This is a genomic window from Pseudomonas sp. P7758, assembly GCF_013386485.1.
GTDB lineage: Bacteria > Pseudomonadota > Gammaproteobacteria > Pseudomonadales > Pseudomonadaceae > Aquipseudomonas.
The window spans coordinates 17,653-43,802 of the sequence record NZ_JACARS010000007.1 but is presented as its reverse complement, the minus strand read 5'-3'; the positions used below and the strand labels follow the sequence as shown (position 1 = coordinate 43,802).

Annotated in this window: 24 protein-coding genes; 13 read left to right on the top strand and 11 right to left on the bottom strand. The window is 60.8% G+C overall.

Annotation, left to right across the window (positions count from 1 at the left end; all coding sequences use genetic code 11):
* The first annotated feature begins 31 nt into the window (after positions 1-31).
* Positions 32-961 (top strand): zinc ABC transporter substrate-binding protein, encoded by a 930-nt coding sequence (locus tag HX873_RS01550; RefSeq protein ID WP_008439631.1) that lies wholly within the window; start codon positions 32-34, stop codon positions 959-961.
* Positions 962-1,088: 127 nt separating this feature from the next.
* Here the strand turns inward: HX873_RS01550 and HX873_RS01545 are convergent, their stop codons facing one another.
* Positions 1,089-2,042, bottom strand: a complete 954-nt coding sequence (locus HX873_RS01545; protein ID WP_102367835.1) for a homoserine kinase — start codon at positions 2,040-2,042, stop codon at positions 1,089-1,091.
* Between the two features lie 56 nt (positions 2,043-2,098).
* Positions 2,099-2,389: a DUF2782 domain-containing protein gene (locus tag HX873_RS01540; protein ID WP_003214814.1), complete on the bottom strand. Its 291-nt coding sequence runs from the start codon at positions 2,387-2,389 to the stop codon at positions 2,099-2,101.
* Between the two features lie 74 nt (positions 2,390-2,463).
* Here HX873_RS01540 and polA point away from each other — a divergent pair, with 74 nt between their 5' ends.
* Positions 2,464-5,256: a DNA polymerase I gene (polA, locus tag HX873_RS01535; protein WP_177035396.1), complete on the top strand. Its 2,793-nt coding sequence runs from the start codon at positions 2,464-2,466 to the stop codon at positions 5,254-5,256.
* Between the two features lie 266 nt (positions 5,257-5,522).
* On the opposite strand, the gene yihA is transcribed toward polA, so the two are convergent.
* Positions 5,523-6,164 carry a ribosome biogenesis GTP-binding protein YihA/YsxC gene (gene yihA / locus HX873_RS01530; protein ID WP_003214811.1) on the bottom strand — a complete coding sequence of 214 codons (642 nt, stop codon included), beginning with the start codon at positions 6,162-6,164 and terminating at the stop codon, positions 5,523-5,525.
* Between the two features lie 192 nt (positions 6,165-6,356).
* Here yihA and HX873_RS01525 point away from each other — a divergent pair, with 192 nt between their 5' ends.
* The 6 genes from HX873_RS01525 (at position 6,357) to HX873_RS01500 (ending at position 11,976) form a co-directional block, all read left to right on the top strand.
* Positions 6,357-6,659 (top strand): cytochrome c5 family protein, encoded by a 303-nt coding sequence (locus tag HX873_RS01525; RefSeq protein ID WP_003214809.1) that lies wholly within the window; start codon positions 6,357-6,359, stop codon positions 6,657-6,659.
* Positions 6,660-6,692: 33 nt separating this feature from the next.
* Positions 6,693-7,298: a cytochrome c4 gene (locus HX873_RS01520; protein WP_003214807.1), complete on the top strand. Its 606-nt coding sequence runs from the start codon at positions 6,693-6,695 to the stop codon at positions 7,296-7,298.
* A 169-nt stretch (positions 7,299-7,467) separates the two neighbouring features.
* Positions 7,468-8,106: a thiol:disulfide interchange protein DsbA/DsbL gene (locus tag HX873_RS01515; protein WP_063033700.1), complete on the top strand. Its 639-nt coding sequence runs from the start codon at positions 7,468-7,470 to the stop codon at positions 8,104-8,106.
* A gap of 10 nt (positions 8,107-8,116) precedes the next feature.
* Positions 8,117-8,995 (top strand): endonuclease/exonuclease/phosphatase family protein, encoded by an 879-nt coding sequence (locus tag HX873_RS01510; RefSeq protein ID WP_087694547.1) that lies wholly within the window; start codon positions 8,117-8,119, stop codon positions 8,993-8,995.
* Complete coding sequence (locus HX873_RS01505) at positions 8,992-11,097, top strand: GGDEF domain-containing protein (RefSeq protein WP_177122277.1); 2,106 nt, start codon at positions 8,992-8,994, stop codon at positions 11,095-11,097. Before HX873_RS01510 ends, HX873_RS01505 begins: the two co-directional genes overlap by 4 nt.
* Before the next feature lie 102 nt (positions 11,098-11,199).
* The gene (locus HX873_RS01500; RefSeq protein ID WP_003214798.1) at positions 11,200-11,976 is read left to right on the top strand and encodes an N-acetylmuramoyl-L-alanine amidase; all 777 of its coding nucleotides are present in this window, start codon (positions 11,200-11,202) and stop codon (positions 11,974-11,976) included.
* A gap of 17 nt (positions 11,977-11,993) precedes the next feature.
* Here the strand turns inward: HX873_RS01500 and HX873_RS01495 are convergent, their stop codons facing one another.
* Together HX873_RS01495 and algB are read right to left on the bottom strand one after the other, a co-directional pair.
* Positions 11,994-13,781 carry a KinB sensor domain-containing domain gene (locus HX873_RS01495; RefSeq protein WP_008439641.1) on the bottom strand — a complete coding sequence of 596 codons (1,788 nt, stop codon included), beginning with the start codon at positions 13,779-13,781 and terminating at the stop codon, positions 11,994-11,996.
* A 10-nt stretch (positions 13,782-13,791) separates the two neighbouring features.
* On the bottom strand, positions 13,792-15,138 hold the full coding sequence (gene algB, locus HX873_RS01490) for a sigma-54-dependent response regulator transcription factor AlgB (RefSeq protein WP_003214793.1): 1,347 nt from the start codon (positions 15,136-15,138) through the stop codon (positions 13,792-13,794).
* Positions 15,139-15,530: 392 nt separating this feature from the next.
* Between algB and HX873_RS01485 the strand changes: the two genes are divergently transcribed.
* The 5 genes from HX873_RS01485 to HX873_RS01465 all read left to right on the top strand — a co-directional run bounded on the left by HX873_RS01485 (position 15,531) and on the right by HX873_RS01465 (position 19,917).
* Positions 15,531-15,815 carry a hypothetical protein gene (locus HX873_RS01485; RefSeq protein WP_087694545.1) on the top strand — a complete coding sequence of 95 codons (285 nt, stop codon included), beginning with the start codon at positions 15,531-15,533 and terminating at the stop codon, positions 15,813-15,815.
* A 77-nt stretch (positions 15,816-15,892) separates the two neighbouring features.
* Positions 15,893-16,057, top strand: coding sequence for a DUF1328 domain-containing protein (locus HX873_RS01480; RefSeq protein ID WP_003170804.1), 165 nt, complete (start codon positions 15,893-15,895; stop codon positions 16,055-16,057).
* Positions 16,058-16,059: 2 nt separating this feature from the next.
* The gene (locus HX873_RS01475; RefSeq protein ID WP_003214789.1) at positions 16,060-16,527 is read left to right on the top strand and encodes an inhibitor of vertebrate lysozyme family protein; all 468 of its coding nucleotides are present in this window, start codon (positions 16,060-16,062) and stop codon (positions 16,525-16,527) included.
* A gap of 729 nt (positions 16,528-17,256) precedes the next feature.
* Positions 17,257-18,588, top strand: a complete 1,332-nt coding sequence (gene gltP / locus HX873_RS01470; protein WP_017477988.1) for a glutamate/aspartate:proton symporter GltP — start codon at positions 17,257-17,259, stop codon at positions 18,586-18,588.
* Positions 18,589-18,687: 99 nt separating this feature from the next.
* Positions 18,688-19,917, top strand: a complete 1,230-nt coding sequence (locus tag HX873_RS01465; RefSeq protein WP_003214785.1) for a nucleoside recognition domain-containing protein — start codon at positions 18,688-18,690, stop codon at positions 19,915-19,917.
* An 86-nt stretch (positions 19,918-20,003) separates the two neighbouring features.
* On the opposite strand, the gene HX873_RS01460 is transcribed toward HX873_RS01465, so the two are convergent.
* The 6 genes from HX873_RS01460 to HX873_RS01435 form a co-directional block, all read right to left on the bottom strand.
* Positions 20,004-20,663 (bottom strand): ABC-type transport auxiliary lipoprotein family protein, encoded by a 660-nt coding sequence (locus tag HX873_RS01460; RefSeq protein ID WP_087694543.1) that lies wholly within the window; start codon positions 20,661-20,663, stop codon positions 20,004-20,006.
* Positions 20,660-21,598: an MlaD family protein gene (locus HX873_RS01455; RefSeq protein WP_008439646.1), complete on the bottom strand. Its 939-nt coding sequence runs from the start codon at positions 21,596-21,598 to the stop codon at positions 20,660-20,662. Before HX873_RS01455 ends, HX873_RS01460 begins: the two co-directional genes overlap by 4 nt.
* A gap of 1 nt (position 21,599) precedes the next feature.
* A complete protein-coding gene (locus tag HX873_RS01450) occupies positions 21,600-22,403 on the bottom strand; it encodes an ABC transporter ATP-binding protein (RefSeq protein WP_003214778.1) in 804 nt (267 codons plus the stop codon).
* Entirely contained in the window at positions 22,400-23,548 is a 1,149-nt protein-coding gene (locus HX873_RS01445; RefSeq protein ID WP_032899919.1) for an ABC transporter permease, read from the bottom strand. The genes HX873_RS01450 and HX873_RS01445 overlap by 4 nt, the downstream gene beginning before the upstream one ends.
* 55 nt (positions 23,549-23,603) lie before the next feature.
* Positions 23,604-24,647 carry a DUF5924 family protein gene (locus HX873_RS01440; protein WP_003214774.1) on the bottom strand — a complete coding sequence of 348 codons (1,044 nt, stop codon included), beginning with the start codon at positions 24,645-24,647 and terminating at the stop codon, positions 23,604-23,606.
* A 71-nt stretch (positions 24,648-24,718) separates the two neighbouring features.
* Positions 24,719-26,101, bottom strand: coding sequence for a pitrilysin family protein (locus tag HX873_RS01435; protein WP_003214772.1), 1,383 nt, complete (start codon positions 26,099-26,101; stop codon positions 24,719-24,721).
* Positions 26,102-26,150: the final 49 nt, after the last annotated feature.

The following is a 26,150-nucleotide window of genomic DNA, read 5'->3' as shown; positions in this document are numbered from 1 at the left end:
GTTATTATGTTACCTGTTCCTGCCTCCTTGAGTGGTCATCGTGTCCAGACTTTTTCCCGTTTTTGTCGTATTTGTCACCAGTTTGCTGCTTGCCGGTGCCGCTCAGGCGGAGGTTCGGGTGCTGACCAGTATCAAACCGTTACAACTGATTGCTGCTGCTGTGCAGGATGGCGTGGCGATTCCCGAGGTATTGCTGCCGCCGGGCGCTTCGCCGCATAACTATGCGTTGCGCCCTTCCGACGTACGGCGCGTGCAGTCGGTGGACCTGCTGTATTGGATCGGCCCGGACATGGAAAGCTTTCTGCCGCGTGTCTTGAAAGGCCGCAGCTTGCCGACGGTGGCGGTGCAGGACCTTCCAGGAATGAAACTGCGTCGGTTCGCCGAAGATAGCCACTCCCATGCTGAAGATGCCGACGAACATGATCATGACCATCGCCCTGGCAGCCTGGATGCGCATTTGTGGCTGTCGACGGTCAACGCCCGGGTGATTGCGAACCGCATGGCGGCGGATCTCAGCGCTGCCGACCCGGCGAACGCCGAGCGTTACCAGAGCAACGTGAAGGCCTTTGATGGCCGTATGGATGCACTGGACGCGCGCTTGAAGGCACGTATGGCGGACGTCGCCGGCAAGCCGTACTTCGTGTTCCATGAAGCCTTCGATTACTTCGAAGATGCCTACGGCCTCAAGCACACCGGGGTGTTCAGTGTGGCCGCAGAAGTGCAGCCGGGTGCCCAGCATGTGGCAGCGATGCGTACGCGTTTGCAGGAAGTGGGCAAGACTTGTGTGTTCAGCGAGCCGCCGTTGCGCCCGCGCCTTGCGGAAACGCTGGTGGCGGGTTTGCCGGTGAAGCTGGCGGAGCTGGATGCGTTGGGCGGCTACACGCCGGCCTCCGCCCAGGGGTATGAGCAGGTGCTGGAGAAGCTGGGGAATGACCTGGCTGGGTGCCTGGAGTCGCTCTGATAGACGCCGCATAACCACTGTGGGAGCGGGCTTGCTCGCGAATGCGGTGGATCAGTCAGCGCATCTGGTGACTGAAACTCCACATTCGCGAGCAAGCCCGCTCCCACATTTTGATCGCGTACAATCTTTACAGCGCGAACGGCAGCGGGGTCTTGACCTGCTGGCGTTGCGCCAGGCGCACCTGAAACTCGCGCGGGTCGTGAATCAGCACGTCCTGCCCGGCGAACGATTCCGCCGCAATCAGGCGTGACAGCCAGAACCGCACACAGGCCACACGCAGCATGGTCGGCCACAGCTCCGCTTCCTTGGCGGTAAACGGTCGCAAGCCCGCATAAGCCCCCAGCAACGCCCGCGCCCGTTGGCCGTCGATCACGCCGTCGGCGTCCGAGCACCAGTCGTTCAGGGCGATCGCCACGTCGTACAGCATCGGCCCCGAGCAGGCGTTGTAGAAGTCGATCAGCCCGGTCAGGTGCGTGCCTTCGAACATCGCGTTGTCGCGAAACAGGTCGGCGTGGATGTTTGCCCGGGGCAGCGCGAGGATCTGCGCCTTGTGCGCCTCGATCTCATCCAGCGCCGCTTGCAACAGGCCGCGTTGTTCCGCGTCGAGGTGCGAAATCAGTTGCGCGCCTTCGCTGAGCATCCAGTCCAGCCCGCGATCGGTCTTGCGTTCCAACACCTTCTCGCCTTGGGTGGCCAGGTGCAGGTGCCCGAGCAATTCGCCCACTTGCACGCAATGCTGGGCGTTGGCGTCCTTGATGTGCTTGCCCGCCAGGCGCGGTTGCAGCAGCGCCGGTTTGCCCGCCAACTCGCGCAAGGCCACGCCGTCGGTGGTACGCAGGGCGTAAGGCACTGGCAAATCAGCGTCGTGGAGCACGTCCAGCAGTTCGATGAAGAACGGCATTTCCTGCACGGGGCCGCGTTCGACCAGGGTCAGGACAAATTCGCCCTGTTCCAGGCTGATGAAGAAATTGGTGTTTTCACTACCAGCGGCAATCCCCTGGAAATCAAGCAGGCGGCCGAGCCCGTAAGGGGCAAGAAAGGTTTCCAGCTCGGGCCGAGCCAGGGGGGTGAACACAGACATGGTTAAAACTGCCGTTACGGGCGCTGCGGGGAGCAGCGCCGATTAAAGTTAAGAAATCATTTCCATTCGAAGATCTTCCATGACGGGATCAGCATATCCGGCTGGTCAGAGCGGATGAAGTTCGCATCGGTTCCGTCCGCGCGCACCAGGAAGTAAGGCGGAAAGCCTTTCTGGGTCACCTTGATCGCGTACAGGAAACCATTCTGGCGGTATTCCTGAATGGTCTTGTCGCCTTCCGTGCGAATGGTGACTTCCGGGTCGCCCGAAGGGGCAGTATCTGCCGCCATGGCCACCATCGGAGTGAGTGCAATCAAGCCGGTCAACAACAGGCGATTTACTGTACGCATGATAACCTTGTCCCTTTGTCGTCATTGGTCCGGCTATTCTAGCGCCTGACCCGCCGAAAAGGTTGATCCTGCTCATGAGCCAAGCCCCCCTCGTCCTGGTGGACGGTTCTTCTTACCTGTACCGCGCCTTTCACGCGCTGCCGCCGCTCACCACTTCCAAAGGCCTGCCTACCGGCGCGGTCAAGGGCGTGTTGAACATGCTCAAAAGCCTGCGCAGGCAATACCCGAACAGCCCGTTCGCGGTAGTGTTCGACGCCAAGGGCGGGACATTTCGCGATGAGCTGTACGCCGAATACAAGGCCAACCGCGCGAGCATGCCCGATGACATGCGCGTGCAGATCGAGCCGCTGCACCAGAGCGTGATCGCCCTGGGCTTCCCGCTGCTGTGCGTCGAAGGCGTCGAAGCGGACGACGTGATCGGCACCCTGGCCCGCAGCAGCGCGGCCGCCGACCGTCCGGTGGTGATTTCCACCGGCGACAAGGACATGGCGCAGCTGGTCGACGGGCACATTACCTTGGTCAACACCATGACCGGTAGCGCCATGGACGTTGAGGGCGTGAAGGAGAAATTCGGTGTCGCTCCCGAGCAGATCATCGATTACCTCGCGTTGATGGGCGATTCGTCCGACAACATCCCGGGCGTTCCGGGCATTGGTCCGAAGACGGCTTCCGGCCTGTTGGTTGGTGTAAATGGAGGTTTGAAAGAGCTCTACGAGCAGCTCGATATCGTGCCGACCTTGCCGATTCGTGGTGCCAAGACCCTGGTTGCCAAACTGGAAGAGCATAAGGCGAGTGCGTTCCTGTCCTACGAGCTGGCGACGATCAAGATCGACGTGCCGCTGGACGTGGGCCTGGATGATTTGCACCTGATCGAGCCGGATCGCGAGAAGCTGCTGGAGCTGTATACGCTGCTGGAGTTCAAGAGCTGGATTGACGAGATTCAACGCGATGCCAAGCGCGTCGAGTTGAGCGCTGCTCCTTCGGCCGCGGTCGCCGAGGAAGCGGTTGAGGTGGTCGCGCCGGTTTCTGTGGAGCCGGTGTACGAAACCATCCTCACCCAGGCCCAGTTCGATGTCTGGCTGAAGAAGCTCAACGACGCCAAGCTGTTCGCCTTCGATACCGAGACCACCGGGATCGACGCGCAGAAAGCGCAACTGGTGGGTGTGTCGTTTGCCGTGCAGGCCCATGAAGCAGCCTACATTCCGCTGACCCACTCCTACATCGGCGCGCCGGAACAGCTGGATCGGGACACCGTGCTGCTGGCCCTGAAGCCGTTGCTCGAAGACCCGGAAAAACTCAAGGTCGGCCAGCACGCCAAGTTCGACATGAACATCCTGGCCAACTGCGCCATCGGTGGTGACCCGGCACACGGCATCACCGTGCGCGGCATTGCCTTCGACACCATGCTTGAATCCTATGTGCTGAACTCCGTGGCGACGCGCCACGACATGGACAGCCTGGCGAAGAAGTACCTGGACCACGACACCGTCAGCTTCCAGGACATCGCCGGCAAAGGCGCCAAACAGCTGACCTTTGACCAGATTGCCCTGGAGCAAGCCGGCCCTTACGCGGCGGAAGACGCGGATGTGACCCTGCGTTTGCACCAGGAACTGCACAAGCAGCTTGCCGCTATTCCTACCCTGGCCAGCGTATTGTCCGACATCGAGATGCCGCTGGTGCCCGTGCTGGCGCGCATTGAGCGCCAGGGCGCCCTGGTGGATGCCGCCTTGCTGGGCATCCAGAGCATCGAGCTGGGCAACAAGATGGTCGATCTCGAGCGCCAGGCGTATGAAATCGCCGGCGAGGAATTCAACCTGGGCTCGCCCAAGCAGTTGGGTGCGATTCTCTACGAGAAACTCGGGTTGCCGGTGTTGAAGAAGACCGGCAAGGGCCAGGCCTCGACGGCCGAGGAAGTCTTGGCCAAATTGGCTGAAGACGACTACCCACTGCCGAAAGTGCTGATGCAGTACCGCAGCATGAGCAAGTTGAAAAGCACCTACACCGACCGTTTGCCGGAGCAGATCAACCCGCGCACCGGTCGCGTACACACCTCCTATCACCAGGCCGTAGCAGCAACCGGGCGCCTGTCCTCCAGCGATCCAAACCTGCAGAACATTCCGGTGCGTACCGCTGAAGGCCGGCGTATCCGCCAGGCATTTGTCGCGCCCAAGGGCTACAAGCTGCTGGCGGCGGACTACTCGCAGATCGAGCTGCGCATCATGGCGCATTTATCGAAGGACGAAGGCTTGCTGAATGCGTTCCGCGACGACCTGGACGTGCACACCGCCACGGCGGCCGAGGTGTTCAAGGTTGAGTTGGCTGAGGTCACGTCCAATCAGCGTCGCAGTGCCAAGGCGATCAACTTTGGCCTGATCTACGGCATGGGCGCCCAGAAGCTGGGCAAGGACATCGGCGTCGACACCAAGACCGCCAAGGCTTATATCGATGTGTACTTCGCCCGTTACCCGGGGGTGCGCGAGTACATGGAGCGCACCCGTGCCCAGGCGGCTGATCAGGGTTATGTGGAAACCCTGTTCGGGCGCCGCCTGTACCTGCCGGAGATCAATTCCAACAAGCCTCAGGAGCGTGCTGGCGCCGAGCGTACGGCAATCAACGCGCCGATGCAGGGCACTGCGGCCGATATCATCAAGAAGGCCATGGTCAAGGTCGACAACTGGCTGACGGACTCGGGCCTGGACGCCAAGGTCATCCTTCAGGTGCACGATGAATTGGTGCTGGAGGTGCGTGAGGACCTGGTGGCTGAAGTCAGCGCGAGGATTCGTGAACACATGAGCGAGGCGGCAAAGCTGGATGTGCCGCTGGTGGTAGACGTCGGCGTGGGCGACAACTGGGACGAAGCGCACTAAGCCTGGGGCCTGGGCCGCGGCATCATGCCGCGGCAGCGCTTTAGATCGGAAAACGCGGCGGGTTATTTCCAATAGTTTTTTGAACGTGCCGGAACTTAACCCGTGAATTGCTACTCAGAGTTACTGAATGGGTGGTGAAGCCCTTCAATGCTCCTATGTTGTGTTAAGTGTTGGCAGATATCTGGACCCCGCCCTAGCGGTCCGGAACTTGGACCCCGAACTTCCCCTCCCCATACGAAGTCCGGGGTTTTTTTTGCCCCGAGTTTTTACTCGGCGGCTTCCGAACCCTTGTCAGCCAGTTCCATCCAACCTGCCAATACAGTGTAGGCATCTTCCAGGCCCATGCGTTTTGGCGCCGAGAACAACTGGATAGTCACCGCATCACCCCAACCCTTACGGATTTCCGCCTGCACTTTGAGCAGGGTGTTTTTCGCTGCGCCGTAGGTCAGCTTGTCGGCCTTGGTCAGCAGGACGTGCATCGGCATGCCGCTGGCGACGGCCCAATCGAGCATCAACAGGTCGAAGTCGGTCATTGGATGACGGATGTCCATCATCAGAATCAAACCCTTCAAACTCTCCCGGCCACCCAGATACGCTTCGAGGTGACGCTGCCAGTGCAGCTTCAGCGGGATAGGTACTTTTGCATAACCGTAGCCCGGCAGGTCGACCAGACGCCGATCATCGTCTAGCTTGAAGAAGTTGAGGAGCTGTGTGCGCCCCGGGGTTTTCGAGGTGCGGGCCAGGCTGGCGTGGGTCAGGGTGTTCAGCGCGCTGGACTTGCCGGCGTTGGAGCGGCCGGCGAATGCGACTTCGAAGCCTTCGTCATCGGGGCATTGGTCGACTTTGGCGGCGCTGAGCATGAAGGTGGACTGTTGGCACAGGCCGAGGATGGGATTCTTGAGTTGCATGAGTTTTCCGATGTGGGCGGTGCCGGGAATAGGTGCGGCAAGCGGTGTCGTTTCCGTTTCAGTAGCGCCAGTATATAATGCCGCAGATTTTGTGTGTGCTTTGTCCCAGCGAAGGATGAAGTTCACGGGAGCGATAGACCTTTATTGCGCATTAGAACGCAAAACGCTCTCAAACCCTGAAAAGGTCGATGTATGACCAAGTGGCTGCTGGCCTTCGGTTTCTTGATGCCACTTTACAGTGCGCAGGCTACACAGGAACCGGAGGCTGTGTACAACCGCTTTTGCGGGGCCTGCCATGCCGGACAGCTGCCCAACGCCCCTGGACGGGGTGACCAGGCAGCCTGGAAGCCAAGATTGGCTCAAGGTATGGACACGCTGGTGCAACACGTGACCCAGGGTTTCAAGGCGATGCCGCCGCGTGGTTTGTGCATGGACTGCAGTACCGAGGATTACCATGCCGTCATTCAGTTGATGGTGAGTGAACCCGGTCCATAACTCTTTAACCCTTAGCCGTAGTTGGATTAGCTGATGAACAAACTGATCGTGAGTCTGCTGTTGACCCTGGGCATCACCGGTGTTGCCCATGCCGCAGGCGACGCCACTGCTGGCCAGGCGAAAGCCGCCGTATGTGGTGCTTGCCATGGACCGGACGGTAATAGCCCGGCGCCTAACTTTCCAAAACTGGCCGGCCAGGGTGAGCGTTACCTGACCAAGCAGATGCACGACATCAAGGATGGCAAGCGTACGGTCCTGGAAATGACCGGCTTGTTGACCAACCTCAGCGATCAGGACCTGGCGGATATCGCGGCGTATTTTGCCAGCCAGAAAGGCAGTGTGGGAGCTGCTGATCCGAAACTGGTGGCCCGCGGTGAAGAATTGTTCCGCGGCGGCAACCTGGAAAAAGGCATGCCTTCCTGCCTCGGCTGCCACTCGCCTAACGGCGCAGGCCTTGCTGCCGCTGGCTTCCCGCACTTGAGCGGCCAGCATGCCCAGTACATCGGCAAACAGCTGACGGACTTCCGCGAAGGCAATCGCACCAACGACGGCGATACCAAGATCATGCAGAGCATCGCCGCGAAACTCAGCAACAAGGACATCGAAGCCGTGTCCCAATACATCCAGGGCCTGCACTAAGTGCCCCGGCTACGTTAACGCTCGATTAATCCGTCGATGCAAGCATAAAAAGGGTGGCCCAGGCTGCCCTTTTTTGTGGCCGGTGCCGTTACACTAACGAACTCATGCCCGCGTAGACCTGTCACAACAAAGGTCGCGTGAGGCGACTTTATTTGTCCAGGAGTAAAGCATGCGTAATCTGATCCTCAGCGCCGCTCTCGTCACTGCCAGCCTTTTCGGCATGACCGCACAAGCTGCCGATAATGTGCCGCTTGAAGCCGGTAAAACCTACGTTGAGCTGGCCAATCCTGTGCCGGTTTCCGTACCGGGCAAGATCGAAGTGGTGGAGCTGTTCTGGTATGGCTGCCCGCATTGCTACGCTTTTGAGCCAGTCATCAATCCGTGGGTCGATAAGCTGCCTCAGGACGTGAACTTCAAACGTATTCCTGCCCTGTTCGGCGGCCCATGGGACGCCCACGGCCAGCTGTTCATTACCCTGGACACCATGGGTGTAGAACACAAGGTTCACGCGGCTGTCTTCAATGCCATCCAGAAAGAAGGCAAGCGCCTTGTGAAGCCTGAAGACATGGCCGATTTCGTCGCCACCCAAGGCGTCGACAAAACCAAGTTCCTGGAGACATTCAACTCGTTCGCTGTGAAGGGCAAGATGGCCCAATACAAGGAACTGGCCCAGAAATACGGCGTGCAAGGCGTACCGACGCTGATCGTCAACGGCAAATACCGCTTTGACATCGGCAGTGCCGGCGGCGAAGAGCAGGCGCTGAACGTGGCCGACCAATTGATCGCCAAAGAGCGCGCAGCCAAGTAAGGGGCCCGTCATGCGTCGCTGGGGTACTGAACGTGTCGTTGGCCTGCATGACCCGAAGGTCAACGAACATCACCTGGAATCCACGGGCCTGCCGGCTGACAGTCGGTTGCGCCTGCTCAGTTTCAATATCCAGGTGGGTATCAGTACCGAGAAATACCGGCATTACCTGACCCGTGGCTGGCAGCACCTGCTGCCCCACAATGGGCGTGCCGGTAATCTGCAGAAGATCGGCGACCTGCTGGGCGATTTTGACCTGGTAGCCCTGCAGGAGGCCGACGGTGGCAGCCTGCGCTCCGGCTACATCAACCAGGTCGAGCACCTTGCTCAGCTCGGTGCCTTTCCCTACTGGTATCAGCAACTCAATCGCAACCTCGGCAAACTCGGCCAGCACAGCAATGGTGTGCTCAGCCGCCTGAAACCGTGGGCGATCGAGGACCACCCGTTGCCTGGCCCGAAAGGCCGCGGTGCAATTCTCGTACGATTCGGCGAAGGGCCGGAAGCATTGGTCGTGGTGATGATGCACCTCGCACTGGGGGCTCGAACCCGAACCATGCAGTTGGCCTACATCCGTGAGTTGATTGGCGGCTACAAACACCAGGTGCTGATGGGTGACATGAACACCCATGCCACAGACCTGCTACAGAATTCCCCGTTGCGCGACCTTGGGTTGCTGGCGCCGCAAGTCGAAGCCACCTTTCCCAGCTGGCGACCGCAACGTTGTCTTGATCACATCCTGCTCAGCCCGACCCTGACACTCGAAAGTGTGCAGGTACTGGCGCAGCCCATCTCCGATCACCTGCCCGTCGCGGTAGAGATTCGTCTGCCGGGTTCGCTCACGGCTGATGCATTGCCCGCGTTGAGCCCCGGCCCTCGCGGACCCCTTGCATGAGCGACGACGCCCAGCGTTGGAAAGAGAAATACCTTAAAAGCGTCGAGCAACAAGAAAAGCTCGAGCGTCGCTGGGCCGCCCGCCTCGACCTGCTGCGCCGAGGGCTGGTGCGCAGCACCCTGGCGGCAGAAGGGACCGACCGAGCGGTTGACCAATGCATGAAGGAAATGCGCGATGTGGTGCGCACCGACGACATGGACGCCGCCCTCGCTGCATTGCTGCCGCGCCTGGAAAAGGCCGTGCTGGATTCGGAGCAGCGCCGCGAAACCCGGGTTGACCAGATCGGCAGCGCGTTGACGGCCCTGGTCACTCAGTTGCAGAAACTGCCCTTGCCACGGGACGTGAGTCGCCCGCTGAAGGCTTTCGCCAAGCAGCTGGACGGTCGGGTTGGCCAGGCGCGGGAGATCCCGCTGTTGCTGAGCGAGCTGAGCGGCCTGCAGGGGCAGGCGCTGAGTAACCTGGAGCCGGAGGGCGAAACCAGCCGTTCGAGCCCGGGGCTGTTGCAGCGTCTGTTTGGCACCAAGGACGCAATCGACACGCCGGAGGTTGAAGCGCCCACGCCATCCCGCCCGGCTTCTCCGGCGCCTGCTGCGCCAAAGCCCAGGCCGGTGGGTGAAGTTGAAGCGCCGGCGCAATCGGCAGAACTGGCCCAGGCGCTGCGGGCTTTTGCACCGCAGCCGAAGGTCCCGGCCCCCATCGAGTCGCCCCCTGAGCCGGTATCGCCAGTAGAGGCTACCGACGCTGTCAGCGAAGCAGTGCCTGTTGTTCCGGCCGTCGCGGTCACACCGTCCGTCGTCGAGGCACCCGCTACGATTATCGAAACGCCAGAACCCGAGCAACCGATCGAAGCGGAGGTTGAGCTTGAGAGCGCTCTTGCCGCCATGGTCGAGGTGCCAGAGGTGCAGGCCCGTGAGCCGGAGCGGACAGAGATCGGCAGTCTTTCCCTGCCCCCGGTCCTGGCCGATGAACCGCAAGAATCGCCCGAGCAGGCAGAGCTGAACCCAGACGAGCTGCAAGCGGATCAAGCCTACGCCCTGCCCGACACCCCCGAGCCGTCTTACAGTTCGGTGGCCAAGCACATCGAAGATACCCTGCTCGGCTTACTGGAAGACCTCTCGCTGCCCGAGCGCCATCGGCCCCAGGCCGAAGCCATGCGTGAACGCCTGGCCCACGGATTGAACTGGTACGAATTGCTGCCGATCCTCGATGACCTGGCGGTGTTGATGCTGGCGATCACCGACAGCGGCCAGCACGAGTTTGAAGCCTACCTCAAGCAACTCAACGACCGTCTCGAGGCGTTCCAGGGGCACCTGCAGGTCGCCAGTGACGGCCACGCCGACAGCCGCTCGGCGGCCAGGGAACTGGATACCCAGATCCGCGAACAAGTGGATGGTTTGCAAACCAGCATGCAGGACGCCGCAGACCTCGACAGCCTCAAGCACGTGCTGGAGAGCCATCTCGAAGGGTTGCTGGGCACCATGGATGAACACCGCCACCAGCGTGACCAGCGCGAACAGGAAGTGGCTGCACGGCTCAAGGGCCTGGCCGAACGGGTCGCCAATATGGAGCAAGAGGCTCAGGGCTACCGTGAACACCTTGAGGTTCAGCGCCAGAAAGCCCTGATCGATCCGCTCACCGGACTACCCAACCGGGCGGCCTGGAGCGAGCGCCTGGAGCAGGAGGTCAACGCCTGGCACCAGCGTGGAAATAACCTGTCACTGGCCATGCTGGACCTCGATCACTTCAAGCGCATCAACGACGGCTATGGTCATCTGGCGGGCGACAAGGTGCTGAAAATCATCGCCACGGTGCTTCGCAAACGCCTGCGGCCGAACGACTTCATCGCGCGTTTTGGCGGTGAAGAGTTTGTACTGCTGATGCCCAACTCGTCGCTGTCCGATGCGTTGGCGGTGGGTGAAACCCTGCGTGCAGCCATCCAAGCCTGCCCGTTTCACTTCAAGGGCGAGCCGGTGACGATTACGGTGTCCATGGGCATGGCGCAGTTTCAGCCGGGAGAACGCAGTGACCTGGCGCTCAAGCGCGCTGACGAGGCGTTATATCGTGCCAAGGCGGCGGGGCGTAATCAGGTGCAGGCGGCCTGACCGGAAATGTTCCATTTTGTTTAAAACATCGCATTTGGCCGCCTGGCAGCAAACGGTACGTTACACTGTTGCATTATCGTCTTAAGCGTACTATTTGCTGCCATGAAACTTCTGTGTTCTGCCTTTCTGTTTCTCCTGCTCGCCGGTTGCGCGAGCGGCCCTCGCCTGGACACCAGTCATCCGTCGGTGAACCACGACAATCGTGTGCAGTTTGTCGTCGTGCACTACACCTCGGCGTCCCTTGAGCGCTCCCTGGCGCTGTTGACCCATGGCCAGGTCAGCAGTCATTACCTGATCGGTGATGACGCCTCGGCCACCATCTATAAGCTCGTGGATGAAAGCCAGCGCGCCTGGCATGCTGGAGAAAGTGAATGGATGGGCCGCACCTGGCTCAACTCCAGCTCCATCGGGATCGAGATCGTGAACCCGGGTTATCGGGATTTGCCGACGGGCCGCGTCTGGTATCCCTATTCCGAAGCGCAGGTGCAGTCACTGGTGGTGCTGCTCAAGGACATCAGCAAACGCAACGGCATCGACCCGCGAAACATCATCGGCCATAGCGACATTGCCCCGCTGCGCAAGCTGGACCCGGGGCCGTTGTTCCCCTGGAAGCGCCTGGCGGATGAAGGGCTGGGCATGTGGCCGGACGCCAAGGCGGTGGCCCGTTACCAGGTGCAGTACGCAGCCGATCTGCCGAGCATTACCTGGTTCCAGGAAGAGTTGGCGAAGCTGGGCTATCCGACGCCGCAGACGGGCGAGCTGGATGTGGCGACGCGGCATGTGGTGGCCGCGTTCCAGATGCATTTCCGGGCGTCGCTGTTTGACGGGACACCGGATGCCGAAAGTGCTGCGATCCTGCGGGCGTTGAATCACCAATAACGGTTGGCGCGTTGGTCCTACAGGGGCAACGCCATGTAGAACTGCGTCCCCTGCCCCGGCCGCGAATACACCCCCATGCGGCCACCGTGCAATTGCACGATCTCCTTGCACAGCGCCAGGCCCAGCCCGGCGCCGCCTTTCTTGCGGCCTACCTGCACAAACGGTTCGAAGATTCGTCCCTGCTGGCCGTAGGCAATGCCTTCACCGTTGTCTTCAACGCTGACAATCACCCGTTCGCCATGGCGACGCGCCTGCAAGCGGATCTGCCCACCGTCGGCTGTGTGCCGCAGGGCATTGCCCAGCAAATTGTCGAGCACCCTTTCCAGCTGCGCTCGATCGGCATGCAACCTCGGTAGCGGGGATTGTTCCTCAACCAGCAGCTCGATGTTCTGCGCATTCGCCTGCTCCGCGAAGCGGGCGCGGGCATGTTCGAGCAGGTCGCTGATGTCACACGGGCCCAGGGTGAGTTTCTGCAAGCCATTCTGGTAGCGCGAGAAGTTGAGCAAGTCGTTGATCAACTGCATCAGGCGCTGCATTTCCTCGTTGACCGTATCCAGCAGGTCCGCTTCGCGCGACTCCGCAGGAAACTTCGCCCGTTCCCGGAACAAGCCGAAGGCCATGTGCATGCCTGTCACCGGCGTGCGTAATTCATGGGACGCGCGCAATACAAACTCACTGCGCACTCGTTCAAAGGCACGCTGCTCGGTAACGTCATGCAGCACCATCACCGCGCCCAGAATGTGCCCCTGGGTATGGCTGACCGGCGTCAGGCTGTACGTCAGCAGGCGCAGCTCACCCTCAACCTCTACTTCCAGGTCTTCAGGTGCGCGCTCCAGATTGCCGCCGCGCAGTACCAGCTGCAGTTGTTCATCCAGTTCCGGGCGGCCCAGGGCGTCGCCAAGGCCTTGGCCCAGGCGATTCTCGTCCCAGCCGAGTTGACGTTGTGCCACCGGGTTAAGGTGTTCCAGGCGACCCTGGCGGTCGATCATCAGCAGGCCGTCGTCGATGCTGTCGAGCACCGCCTGCAGGCGTTGTTGCCCGGCGAGTAGCTCGTCGACATTGGTTGCCTGATGCTGGCGCAACGCCTCGGCCATGATGCCGAAGCGTCGGGTCAGCAGGTTCATTTCCGCTGCGGATGAAATGGGCAGCGTGACTTCGAAGTTGCCCTGGCCGATCTTGTCGGCGGCCTTGGCCAGCGCTTCGATCGGCCCGCCAAAGCGTCGGGCGATACCGTGGGCGGTAACGAAACCGATGATCAGCACGGCCAGCCCGACCAGGCCCAGCAGGCCGGCAATCAGCAGCGCACGTTCACGGGACTTGTGTTCGGTATCGTTGATGTTATCCAGGGCTTTCTTGTGCTCGGCGATCAGGCCGTTGCGCAGGATGTTGAAGCGTTTGGTCAGCTCGTCGTTGTTGCGCAGTTGCGGCGGAGCATTCTCCTTTTCATCGAACGCCTCGAGAAAGCTCAGGTAATTGGTCTTGGCCTGGGTAAAACCGCTGGTTACCGCGTCCTTTTGTTCGTGGTCGATACCTTGCTGCAACAGGGCGAAATAGCGTTGCTTGGAGTCCTCCAGCGCAGCGGTATTCGGCTGTTCATTGAGCATGATCATCAACTGGTCGCCGAGGGTCTGCCGAAGCTTGAGCCCCAGGTCCAATGTGATGAAGTTGCTGCGAATCAACGATTCCTGGGTCTTGGCCATTTGCATGACGCTCACCAGCCCCAGCAGCAACCCCAACAGGGCGACGGTGATCAGCGCGGAAATACTCAGGAACAACCGAGTGCGCAGGGTCATCGCAAGCTTCATAGGCTACAGCTCACAGGTTGTATTGTTTGCGTTTGCGATACAGCGTCGACGCATCAATGCCAAGGGTTCGGGCCGCCTGGTCCAGGGTGTCGCTGGTGGCCAGCACGGCGCCGATATGCGCCTTTTCCAGTTCATCCAGGCTCAACGCCGCACCGATACGCGGGGCATTGTTGGTCGGCTGCTCGGCCATGCCGAGGTGGCTGATCTCAACTTTTTCCTGCGGGCAAATGATGCTGGCCCGCTCAACCACGTTGCGCAGCTCACGGATGTTCCCCGGCCAGCGGTAGTTGAGCAGTGCCTCACGGGCTTCATCGCTGAAGCCGCGCGCCGGCCGCGCATATTCCTTCACGAAGCGCGCCAGGAAGCGGTCGGCCAGGGTCAGGATGTCTTCGCTGCGTTCGCGCAGGGGCGGCAGGTGCAAGGTGATGACATTCAGGCGATACAGCAGGTCTTCGCGGAAACGGCCGTCGCGAACCATGTCTTCCAGGTTCAGGTTGGTTGCGGCGAGGATTCGCACATCGGCACGGCGCGTCACCGGGTCGCCGACGCGCTCGTATTCCTTGTCCTGGATAAAGCGCAGCAACTTGGGTTGTAAAGTAAGCGGAAAGTCGCCGATCTCGTCGAGAAACAAGGTGCCGCCATCGGCCTGGTTGACGCGGCCGAGGGTGCTTTCGCTGGCGCCGGTAAACGCACCACGGCTATGACCGAACAACTCGCTTTCCATCAGTTCCGCCGTCAGCGATGGGCAGTTGATGGTGACGCAGGATTTTTTCGCGCGTTTGCTCCAACCGTGGATCGCCCGGGCCAGTTCACCTTTACCGGTGCCGGACTCGCCGAGAATCAGGATGTTGGCATCAGTGCCCGCCACCTGGCGTGCGGTTTCCAGCACCACCATCATCGCCGGGCTATGGGAGTCGAGGCCATCCTTGGGTTGGCGCACTGCGCCTTCCAGGGCTTCCAGGCGTGCCGAGAGCTGGCGCACTTCCAGCTGCTTGGCCGTGGCCAGGCGCAATTGGTCGGGGCTGCAAGGCTTTACCAGGTAGTCGGCCGCGCCGGCCTGGATCGCATCCACGGCGGTGTCGACGGCCGAGTGGGCCGTGACGATCACCACGCGCATCCACGGCGCCTGGATACGCATTTGCGCCAGTACATCCAGGCCGTTGTCTTCGCCCAGGCGCAGGTCCAGGAAGCACAGGTCAAACACCTGGCGTTGCAACAAGGCATCGGCCTGGGCGGCGCTGTTGGCGGTGGCTACGGTGTAGCCTTCATCTTCCAGGCAGTAACGGAAGGTGCGAAGGATCGCGGATTCGTCATCCACTAAAAGAATGCGGCCTTGAAGTTCCTTGGCTGATTCCATCTGTCCCGCGCTCCCTTAAGAATGAATGATGTTGTTTAGTCCCGGAATAATCGGGCAAGTTGCATGGTTTATTCTGATTGATTAAAGCCGTCACCGCGCAGCTATCTGCGCTTCTTCTTACAAAGACGCCCACAAGAGGCGTTTTTGTCTCCCTCTTGCCACTTCGGCAGTCGAACGTTGCCTTCCTATCCCTTGATCCGACCAGTGACCATCGTGCATTTCGCACGGCAAGGATAGGGGCATCGTGCAGGATGCTCGTGGTGTCAAAGCGCTTTTGTTTTTAACTGGTTGATTTTATTGGTTTTTATTTTGTTAAAAAACTGGCACGCAGGCTGCAATACACCTCATACGAGTTTCATCTACGAATAATCAGAATGCGGGAGAGATACAGCATGACTCGCCAAAGCCTGACCCAACTGCGTGTATCGCCACTGCGCCTGCAACAGGGGCTGTTTGCCAGCCTGGCCCTGATGGTGACCTTGATTGGCGGTCAGCAATTGGCGCATTGGCAGCAGAGTCAGCAGCAAGTCGTGCAGTTTGAACGTCCGATGATGACCCAGACCCATTTCCGCTCCGTCGGCAGCACTGCCGCCGATGTGACAACCCCGCAATTGGCGGCGGTTGAACAGGACTCCACCCTCGGCGACCTGCCATCGCAGGAACGCTGGGTGTTCTAGGCAATACACGGTCCTCGAATCGAGCGACCGCAGGCACTACCGCTGTTACCCCTAAAAGAAGCGTAAGGAGAATCACCATGTTGAGTTGGGCAATCACATTTCTGATCATCGCCATTGTGGCTGCAGTCCTGGGCTTCGGTGGTATCGCGGGCACCGCCACGGGTATCGCCAAGATTCTGTTTGTGGTCTTCCTGGTGATGTTCATCGCTTCCTTCTTCTTTGGCCGTCGTGGTCGAGGCTAAGCATGTTCAACTCGTCCCTTAAAGCCCTGGCTGCCGCCCTGTTGTTGGGCGGCAGCGGCTTGGTGCTGGCTGCCAATGATGGCCAGTCCCGAGCCAACGAACTGCTGAGTGCGGACCCGCAGTACCGCGAGACTTGGCAGAGCGTGGTCAAGAAGGAAGAGCGTCTGCCTGAATGGGTGTTGAACCTGTCGGGCAGTGCTGAACAAATGAATGCCGTTGAGGAGGATGGCGACAAGTACTTGGTCGGGCCGCTCTGTGAAACCGCAGACACATGCCTGAACAAGCGCCTGATCGTCGCTTTCAGCTTCGACAAGGAAGATGCTTACGCGATGTTGGTAGAAGTCCCGGCGGGCTTGCCCGCGGACAAATCGCCAACGCGGCACGCCGACTACCGTTTTCTTGGCAAGCCGGACGAAGGCATGCAAAAGCTGCTGATGGAACAGCTCAAGAAAGATCCGAATTGGTACTAGGTTCGGTCTGACGACGCTGTCGTCTACCGGCTTAACGTCCATAGAAAGAAGCGCCGTGCTTCTTTCTGTTTGCATCGCCCGACAAGGGTGGTGCATGACCAAGGGGCCGGGTTGCTCTGATCGTTTGGATCGGCGTGACCTACGGGGACAGGGAGTGCCTGCGCAAGGGCCGGGTCAGGTGAAAAGCTGCGACGCAAGTTCCCAAGCCGATGGTTTGTGGAACTTGCGACGGGCTTGCGGCTCCTATGCCCGCTTCTGTCATGCCGCCCATAGCGGCAATTCTCCTTTTTGCGTCCGCCCAACCATTTCTTGGTGTTTCCGCGTGACCATCTATCGAGAAAGTTTGTCTCCTGCCAGACGAGTTTTTCGATGGTATGCGTAGGAATTTTCAGGGGTTTTCAACTGCGACCGTAGATTTTCAAAAAACCCTGCGCGAGCCTGAAATGGCCGGTTCGCGGCATTTATGCCTGCCGAAATGTCGTATTCGAACTGACCGTTCAGACAGAAAAACTCAAAAAAACTCATGCCGATTCGGCATAGGGTAGGCGTTTACGGCATTAGACGTCGCCTCCTTGCATCGGAATAGTTGCGCCTTTTTTCGCCTGCCAGTGAGCCATATCGGCCAACTGCGGTGACCTTCTACGGGGGCAGATGCACACACTTTTTCGCTCTCGAGCGTTCCAGCTGCTGGCGCATCTGCCTGAGTCCACTTGAAGTAAGGGTAATGACATGAAGAAGGCAAAGCTAAGCCTCGCCTGGCAGATCCTCATCGGTCTGGTGCTGGGGATTGCAATCGGTGCGGTGCTTAACCATTTCAGTGCTGAAAAGGCCTGGTGGATCAGCAACGTGTTGCAGCCCGCTGGCGATATCTTTATTCGCCTGATCAAGATGATCGTTATCCCGATCGTGATTTCGTCGCTGATTGTCGGAATCGCCGGTGTTGGCGATGCGAAAAAGCTCGGCCGGATCGGCGTTAAAACCATCCTTTACTTCGAAGTGGTCACCACCATTGCCATTGTGGTCGGCCTGTTGCTGGCCAACCTGTTCCATCCGGGTACCGGCATCGACATGAGTACCCTGGGTACCGTCGACATTTCCAAATACACGGCCACCGCCGCCGAGGTCCAGCACGAGCACGCGTTCATCGAGACGATCCTCAACCTGATCCCGTCGAACATCTTCGCCGCCGTGGCCCGTGGCGACATGCTGCCGATCATCTTCTTCTCGGTGTTGTTCGGCCTCGGCTTGTCGAGCCTCAAGCCTGAATTGCGCGAGCCCCTGGTGACCATGTTCCAGGGCGTGTCCGAGAGCATGTTCAAAGTCACCCACATGATCATGAAATACGCCCCGATCGGTGTATTTGCCCTGATCGCGGTGACCGTCGCCAACTTCGGCTTCGCCTCGCTGCTGCCGCTGGCCAAGCTGGTGATCCTGGTTTACGTCGCCATCCTGTTCTTTGCTTTTGTGGTGCTGGGCCTGATCGCCCGCCTGTTCGGTTTCTCGGTGATCAAGCTGATGCGCATCTTCAAGGATGAGCTGGTGCTGGCCTACTCCACTGCCAGCTCTGAAACCGTGCTGCCGCGTGTGATCGAGAAGATGGAAGCCTACGGCGCGCCGAAGGCGATCTGCAGCTTCGTGGTACCGACCGGCTACTCGTTCAACCTCGACGGTTCGACCCTGTATCAGAGCATCGCGGCGATCTTCATCGCCCAGCTGTATGGCATCGACCTGTCGATTGGCCAGCAACTGATGCTGGTGCTGACCCTGATGGTCACCTCCAAAGGCATCGCCGGCGTACCGGGTGTGTCGTTCGTGGTACTGCTGGCGACCCTGGGCAGCGTGGGCATTCCGCTGGAAGGCCTGGCGTTCATCGCCGGTGTCGACCGCATCATGGACATGGCCCGTACCGCACTGAACGTGATCGGTAACGCCCTGGCCGTACTGGTCATCTCCCGTTGGGAAGGCATGTACGACGATGCCAAGGGCGAGCGCTACTGGAACTCCCTGCCGCACTGGCGCACCAAGCAAGTGCTGCCGGCCGGCGAGACCACTCGCGGCTGACCGCCAGGACTGGCTCCTACACAAACCCCGGAAAATCCGGGGTTTGTCGTTTCTGCCAGCCCCGCTATCATTCGCCCCATCTTTCGGGGGATTCAACTGATGCTCAATGGCCTGTGGCTTGGCTTCTTTATCGTGGCGATGGTTTCTGCGCTGGCGCAATGGCTGATCGGCGGGAATGCCGGGATCTTTGCGGCCATGGTGGAAAGCATTTTCGCCATGGCCAAGCTGTCGGTCGAGGTGATGGTGTTGCTGTTCGGCACCCTGACCTTGTGGCTGGGCTTCCTGCGTATCGCTGAGAAAGCCGGGATCGTCGACTGGCTGGCCAAGGCCCTGGGGCCACTGTTCCGGCGCCTGATGCCGGAAGTGCCTGCCGGTCATCCGGCCATCGGCTTGATCACGCTCAACTTCGCCGCCAACGGCCTGGGCCTCGATAACGCCGCTACGCCCATCGGCCTCAAGGCCATGAAGGCGCTGCAAGAGCTCAACCCTATCCCCAATACCGCCAGCAACGCGCAGATCCTGTTCCTGGTACTCAACGCGTCTTCCCTGACCCTGCTGCCGGTCACCATCTTCATGTACCGCGCCCAGCAAGGTGCGGCGGACCCGACGCTGGTGTTCCTGCCGATCCTGCTGGCCACCAGCGCCTCGACCCTGGTGGGCCTGTTGTCGGTGGCGGTGATGCAACGCCTGCGGCTGTGGGACCCGGTGGTGCTGGCGTATCTGATTCCGGGTGCGCTGGTACTGGGTGGCTTCATGGCCTTGCTGGCGACGCTCTCAGCCACGGCGCTGGCGGGGCTGTCGTCGATCCTTGGCAACCTCACGCTGTTCGGGCTGATCATGTTGTTCCTGGTGATCGGCGCGCTGCGCAAGGTGAAGGTCTACGAGGCGTTTGTCGAAGGCGCCAAAGAGGGCTTCGACGTTGCCAAGAACCTGCTGCCGTACCTGGTGGCGATGCTGTGTGCAGTGGGCGTGTTGCGGGCGTCCGGCGCGCTGGATTTCGGCCTGGAAGGCATTCGCCACGTGGTGGCCTGGACCGGCATGGACACGCGCTTTGTCGATGCGCTGCCGACCGCGATGGTCAAGCCGTTCTCCGGCAGTGCGGCGCGGGCGATGTTGATTGAGACCATGCAGACCCAGGGCGTGGACAGCTTCCCGGCGCTGGTGGCGGCGACGATTCAGGGCAGCACCGAGACCACGTTCTATGTGTTGGCGGTGTACTTTGGCTCGGTGGGAATCCAGCGGGCACGGCATGCGGTGGGGTGTGCGTTGTTGGCGGAGTTTGCTGGTGTGGTGGCGGCGATTGCGGTGTGCTACTGGTTCTTCGGCTAAGACCTGAATCCCTGTGGCGAGGGAGCTTGCTCCCGTTGGGCCGCGAAGCGGCCCCAGTCAGTTATCGCAGGTGTGTCAGTCAAAGCTCATTGACTGGTTTTGGGGCTGCTGCGCAGCCCAACGGGAGCAAGCTCCCTCGCCACAAAAGCGCGGCTTCCCAGGCCGACGGCCCAATCCACCACCTGCCTGTTCAGCGCATCCCCAGCCTGACCAAACCCGGCCACCACCGCCGGCACCTTGGTATCCCCCACCGGCTGCCTCACCTCGAACCGCTTGCTGGCAATAATCCGTTGATCACTGCCGCGCACCAACCGCGCGTCCAGCCGTATCACCACTTCAACTGCGCTGCCGCGATACTCACTTTGAAACGCCTGCAACTGCCCGCCCAACTCAAAGTCCGCCTGCAGATTGGTCTCATCGGTACTGAGCAACGTCACCCGCCCATCCCGCTGGAACCCGTCCAGCAACCGGTTACGCAACAGCACGGGAGCTGGATCGCTCCAGCGGGAATTCGCATAGCTGCTGATCAAGTCACCGTTAGGCACCACGGCAATCCGCGGGCTGTCGAGGAATTCGCTGGTCTGCGGCTTCGCCACCCGCAGCGACCAGGCCACCGGGCTGGCCTGCGTGGCGGCCTGCGCCGATGGCAACCGGTACACGTCCGAGGGATCCGCCTTCGGCAGGATGGAACACGCACTGACCAATACCAGCGCAACGGGGGCGATCATTTGGTACGCACGCTTCATGGCGTGAACTCCTTGTTCTTGTCGCTGCCCAGCAGGTAACCGCTGGGGTTGGCTTCCAGGCGGCGGGAAATGGCGCGCAACGAACCCAGGGTTTCCCGCAGCTCGCGCACCGCTGGCGCCAGTTCGTTGAGACCCTGCATGCCGCTGTTCAGGGAATCCTTGTTGTTGGTCAGCAAGGTGTCGATCGTGGCCGTGCTCTGTTGAAGGGACTGCATGGCTTTTTCAGCACTGCCGAAAACCTGCTTGCCCTGGTCGTTGAGCAAACCGTTGGCGTTGCGCATCAACGCGGTGGTTTGCTCCAGAGTGGCGCTGGCCTGTTTGCTCACCTGCATCAATTGCTGCATCACCACCTTGATGTCGCCGCGCTGATCGGCAATCGCGCCGGTGGTCTGTTGCAGGTTGTCCAGGGTATTGCTGAGGCGGTCGACGTTCTCCCGGGAGAACATGTGATTGGCGTTGTGCAGCAGCAAGTTGATGCTGGTCATCAGGTCGTTGCTGTTGTTCAGCAGTCGCGCGATCGGTGATGGCGACGCAATGATTTCCGGCAGGTTGCCGTCCTTGCCCTTGAGCTCAGGGCTTTGGGGTGTACCGCCGCTGAGCTGGATGATCGAGGTGCCGGTGATGCCGGTCAGGGCCAGTTTGGCCTGGGTGTCTTCCTTGATCGGCGTCTGCCCGGCCAGGCGGATGCGCGCCAGCACCCGGCGCGGGTCTTTCGGGTCGAGGCGCAGGCTGGTGACGTCGCCCACCTTGATCCCGCTGTACTGCACGGCACTGCCTTGGGACAGCCCACTGACCGCCTCGTTGAACACCACTTCGTAATCCTGGAATGCGCTGTCGACGCTGGACTTGGCCAGCCACAGGCCAAACAGCATGGCGCCGACCACGACGATCACGCTGAACAGACCGATCATCACATGATGGGCTCGGGTTTCCATGTCATACCTCGTTGAGCAGTTGAGCGGCATCCAATGCCGCGCGGCCCCGTGGGCCATGGAAGTATTCGTGAATCCAGGCGTCGTCGGTTTCCGAGACGACATCGATGGCATCCGCCACCAGTACCTTTTTCTGCGCCAGCACCGCTACGCGGTCGGTGATGGTGTACAGCGTGTCGAGGTCGTGGGTGACCAGGAACACGCTCAGGCCCAACGCATCGCGCAGGGTCAGGATCAGTTGATCGAAGGCGGCGGCGCCGATCGGGTCGAGGCCGGCGGTGGGTTCGTCGAGAAACAGGATGTCCGGGTCCAGCGCCAGGGCACGGGCCAGGGCCGCGCGCTTGATCATGCCGCCGGAGAGTGACGAGGGGTATTTGTCGGCGGCCGACAGCGGCAGCCCGGCCAACGCCAGCTTTACTGCCGCCAGGTGTTCGGCATCGGGACGGCTGAGGCCGGCATGCTCTATCAGTGGCAACGCAACGTTCTCGGTGACCGTCAGCGAGGAAAACAGCGCGCCCTTCTGGAACAGCACGCCGAAGCGCCGCTCCACCAGCGACCGCTCGTGTTCCGACAGGCTCGGCAAGTTCTGCCCGAACACCCGCACCTGGCCTTCGCTGGGCTGGCGCAAACCGATGATGCTGCGCAGCAGCACCGACTTGCCACTGCCGGAGCCACCGACGACGGCGAGGATTTCACCCTTGTACAAGTCCAGGTCGAGGTTCTCGTGCACGCTTTGCGAACCAAAGCGGTTGCACAGCCCGCGGACTTCGATCACCGCCTCAGTGGGCGCACGGCGCAGACGACTCACCAGCCCATCTCCATGAAAAACAGTGCGGCGACCGCATCCAGCACGATCACCACGAAAATCGATTGCACCACACTGGAGGTGGTGTGGGCGCCGACGGACTCGGCGCTGCCGCTGACCTTGAAACCTTCGAGGCAGCCGATGGCCGCGATAAGGAACGCGAAGATCGGCGCCTTGACCATGCCGACTAGGAAGTGCTGCACGCCAATGTCCGATTGCAGCAGCGACAGGAACATTGCCGGCGAAATATCCAGGGCCACGGCACACACCACACCGCCGCCGATAATGCCCGAGAGCATTGCCAGGAACGTCAGCATCGGCAGCGCCACCAGCAATGCCAGTACGCGGGGCAGCACCAGCAACTCCATCGGGTCGAGGCCCAGGGTGCGGATCGCATCGATCTCTTCGTTGGCCTTCATCGAGCCGATTTGTGCGGTGAAGGCACTGGCGGTGCGGCCCGCCATCAGGATCGCGGTGAGCAACACGCCGAACTCCCGCAGGAAGGAGAACGCCACCAGGTCCACGGTGAAAATGCTCGCGCCAAAACTGGCCAGCACCGTGGCACCGAGAAACGCCACCACTGCGCCCACCAGGAAGGTCAGCAAGGCCACGATGGGGGCCGCGTCGAGGCCGGTTTGTTCGATATGCGCAACCATTGGCGTCACGCGCCAGCGCTTGGGCCGGAATACGCCACGGGCGAAGGTTTCGAGGATCAGGCCGATAAAGCCCAGCAGTTTCATGCCGTCTTGCCAGACGGTGTAGACCGCGCCGCCGATGCGCGCCAGCAACATGATGCCGGCGGCTTCTTCGGGTTCCTTGACCGGCACACAGAAGTCGTTCAGAGAGCGGTAGACGGTTTTCAGTAACGCGCGGTCGGCGGTCGAGAGGCTGCAGTCGGTCTGTTCGGCGGACTGTTCGATGCGCTCGGGGCCGAGCAGTTCCACCAGCAGCGAGGCGCCGGCCGTGTCCAGGGCGCCGAGGCCGTTAAGGTCGATACGTGCGCCAGCGTCGTACTGGCCGTCGAGCTTTTCCGACAGCTTCTTCAGGTTGGCATAGTGGGCAAGCGTCCAATCCCCTGTAATCCTCAGCAATGGAGGCTGGGTGGACGTGTCCAGATGGGCTGCACCGGCCGTTGTGCTACTGGTCATAAGCTCCGAGCTTGTTTGGCTATTCCAGAATTCCTACGTAATAGCACGATCCTGCCTACTTTGGCGCGTCTGGCGTTGTAGCGCCCTGACCGGGGTCAGTCACCTTGAAGCGCAACACGCCGATCACTTGGCCATCTTCGGTCAGCACCCGTACCTGCCAGCGTCCTACCGAGTCGGGGGGGAAGTTCTGCTTGTGGGTCCAGGCCCGATAGCCTTCCTTGCGCCCACCATGGATGTCCAGGGCGATGCGGTCGACTTCCTTGCCGTTGAATTTCCACACATGGTAGATCCGCTCATCCAGGCCGCGCGGCGCGTTGATCGCGGTGTAGGCATACAGCCCGCTGCTGCGCAGTTGGGCGGCGCTGACTTCTTTCAGGTCATCGCCGGGCGTGCGGTCCTGCAATTGGGTGCTGATGGCCACTTCGGTCATCCACAGCGTAGCGGGCGGCACCCAAGTGCGCAGGAACCAGCCGGCGCAACCAATCGCTGCGGTAACCCCCAACAGCATCGCCCAGCCCTTGATGCTACGCAGCGGCAGGCTCACGGCCAGGCTCGGGATAGAGAGCGCCATCGCCACGCCGAGGGCCAGTTTGTAACTCTCGGCGGTGGTCAGGTGCAGGATGATCGGCAGCGCGGTCAGCAGGGCTGCGAACAGGGTCAGGGTGTGCAGTGCGAGAAACAGCGAGCGCTTGGGTGCCAGCCACTTGTAGTACAGCGGGTCGGTGATCGATACCAGTGCCGCCGCGCCCAGCAGGCCGGTAAAGATCGACTGGCCGCTGTTCCAGGTGGTGGTGACAAAAAAGAACGGCAGGACAAAAAACAGGCTTTCCTGATGGATCATCTGCGTGGCGTAGCGCAGCAGCGGTTCGGGGATTTCCCGTTTGAAGACTTTGCTGAACAGCTGGGTGAGGCTGTTTTCGAGCATCAGCCATAACCAGCTCACCAGCATGATGATCGCGATCCAGCTGGCCATGCCTTGCTGGCGATCCACCAGGATGAAGCTGCCCACACCCGAGATGAAACCGCCGAGTGCAATCACCCCTGGGTAGCGCTTCATCAGCTCGAGGATGCGCTGGATGGTGTGGGTCAGGATAGGCATTCGGCAGTTCACAGTCTTTGTAGGAAAAATCCCAGACAGAATAACGTTTTAGCCGTTTTCTCGGGGCCCGATTACGCAATCCCTTTGCGATAACGCCACACACCTAGTAACACAATCGCAATCAGCCCCAGTGCGCCTGCGGCGATCCAGTTGAGGCTATCGTAGCTGAACAACGGTTTCTCGATGCGCCAGTAGCCGTTCTGCTTGAACAACTCGCGCATGGCCTGGTTGGCTTGCTCCAGGCTGACGGCCTTGATGCGCTTGGCCGGGTCGCTGAAATGCCCTTTGGCGTAGTCGCCCGAGGCACTCCAGTAATAGTCGGCCAACGCGCTGTTGCCTTGAACGGCCCACGCCTGGCGGGCAATGGCGGCTTGTTGCAGGCGGGCGAAGGTGGCCGGGTCGAGGCCATCCTTGAGCAGTTGGGCCCTGAGGGTTTCCAGCACGTGCTCGGCTTCGGGCAGGTTGTCGCGTTCAAGGTCGGCGTTGAGGCTCATGAAGCCGACGCCGCCCAGCACTTCGCGCTCGCTCCATGGGCCATAGGACAAGCCGTGCTGCAAGCGCAATTGACGATACAGCGCCCAATCCAGGTAGTCCTTGAGCAGGTCGAAGGTTTCATCGTACTGGTCGTCCAGCACCGGCTCGGGGAATAACCAGTGCAGCTTGGCGTTGTCACCGACCCAGCCGTGGATCAGGTCGCGGCGGACGGCGGCGGCGTGTTGAATCTCCGGCAACGGGCGATGTTCGCTGGGGTCAACCGGATCCAGTGCGCCGTAGGTGCGTTCGAGATAGGCCGGCAGCAGCTTGTCGAGGTCGCCGACGATGATCAGGGTCATGTTGTTGGGGGCGTACCAGGCCTTGCGCAGCTTTTCCAACTGGTCGCGGGTCAGGTGCTCGACTTCGGCCCGCTCGGCGCATTTGAGCCCCAATTCGACGGCAAGCTGACTGCTGGCCTTGTGGCCGAGGTCCTGGCGGTCCAGCAGCCGTTGCAGGTGTGAGTAATGGCCGCCGTCTTCGCGCTCCACCACCTGTTTGGCGGCATTGATGTTGGCGTCGGTCAGTTGGGTGCGGGTGATGATGGCCAGCAGCAGGTCGAGCACCTTGCGCTGGTTCTGCGCCGGAGCCTCGATGACGAAAGTGGTGTCGGCATTGCTGGTGTAGGCGTTCCAGTCGCCGCCGAGGGCTTGCATGCGTTCTTCCAGCTCACCTTCGCCGCCACCGTCGATCCCGCTGAACAGCAAATGCTCCAGCAGGTGCGGCAGTTCCTTGTCTTCGCAACTGAAGTCATCCAGGCCCACACCCACCACCAGGCGGATTGCCACATGGCCGCGTTCGGTGCCCGGCTTGAGCAGCAATTGCAGGCCGTTGGGCAGGGTGTAGCCCTCGACTTGCAGGCGGTCAAAGGCAAAGGTGTGTGCCGAACCCATGAGCAGGCAGGCGAATAGCAGGCGACGCATAACAGGCTTCCTGGCGAGTGAGGTCCGTTGTTAACTGACTTCACTCGCC